At 73.0% G+C, this 1191-nt stretch carries 1 protein-coding gene; it reads right to left on the bottom strand.

From position 1 onward, the window contains the following. Positions 1-1191, bottom strand: a 1191-nt coding sequence (locus tag E1266_RS37320) for an SDR family oxidoreductase (protein ID WP_132055301.1), incomplete at both ends; no start/stop codon positions are given.

Genomic DNA, 1191 nt, shown 5'->3' with positions numbered 1-1191 from the left:
GTCAGTGAGGTGGCGATGGCGTCGTCGATGACGCCGGCCGCGTGGATGACCGCGGTGAGGGGGTGGTCTTCGGGGATGTTCGCGAGGAGCCGGGTGAGCTGCTCGCCGTCGGCGGCGTCGCACGCGGCGATGGTGACCTGGGCGCCGAGTTCTTCCAGGTGACGGTGGAGTCCCTGGGCTTCGGGCGCGTTGGGGCCGCTGCGGCTGGCCAGGATCAGATGCGTGACGCCGTGGACGGTGACCAGGTGCTCGGCGACCAGCCGGCCCAGAGTGCCCGTACCGCCCGTGACCAGGACCGTGCCGCCAGGGACGAAGGCGTCGGGTGCACCGCCGTCGTCGCCACTGTCCGGTAGGCGCGCCAGCCGCGGGACGTGAACGTCGCTTCCGCGAATGGCCAGATGGGGCTCGCCCCGGTCCAGCGCGGCGCCGATCGCGGGCAAGAGCATCCGATACGCGGCAGGCGGGTCGTCCAGGTCGATGAGCGTGATGCGTCCGGGGTGCTCGGCTTGGACGCTGCGGACCAGCCCCCACAGCGGGCTCTGGGCGAGATCGACGTCATCGGCCCCGACCGCGACCGCATCGGTGGTCAGCAGGACCAGACGGCTACCGCCGAGGCGGTCGTCGGTGAGGAACTCCTGCAGCAGTCGCAGCACCTGCCGGGTCAGCGCATGGGCTCCGTCCACCACACCGGGCTCGCCGCCGGTGCCGGCGGGAGGGCACGGGACCAGGATGACAGGGGGCGGGCCGGAGAGTTCCGAGACCTCGTTGAGGTCGCCGCAGAGCGGGGCGGCGACGGTGAGCGCGGCGCGGAGCGCGTCCGCGGAGTCCGGATCATGCGTCCCGAGAATCGCGCAAGGACCGTCGAGCGCGGACTCCTCGGTCGGCGAGATGGACGGCCAGCTCAACGCGTAGAGGTGGCCGTCGCGGGCGGGGGCGCTGGGCAGGCCGGAGAAAGGCCGCAGGGTGAGGGTGTCGATGGTCGCGACGGGCTGGCCCGCCGGGTCGGTGGCGGTGATGGCGACGCCGGTGCCGGTGGGGGTGATGGTGACGCGGAGCGCTGTCGCCTGGACGGCGTGGAGGGTGACGCCTTCCCAAGCGAACGGGAGCTGCGCTTGGTCGCCGGGACCGTCGGCGGCCAGCGCGATGGGGTGGAGTGCGGCGTCGAGGAGTGCGGGGTGGAGGGTGTAGCCG

The sequence above is a fragment of the Actinomadura sp. 7K534 genome, assembly GCF_004348575.1.
In the GTDB taxonomy this organism is placed as follows: Bacteria; Actinomycetota; Actinomycetes; order Streptosporangiales; family Streptosporangiaceae; genus Spirillospora; species Spirillospora livida.
Note: the sequence above shows the minus strand (reverse complement) of the source record. Positions and strands in the feature narration are given on the sequence as shown.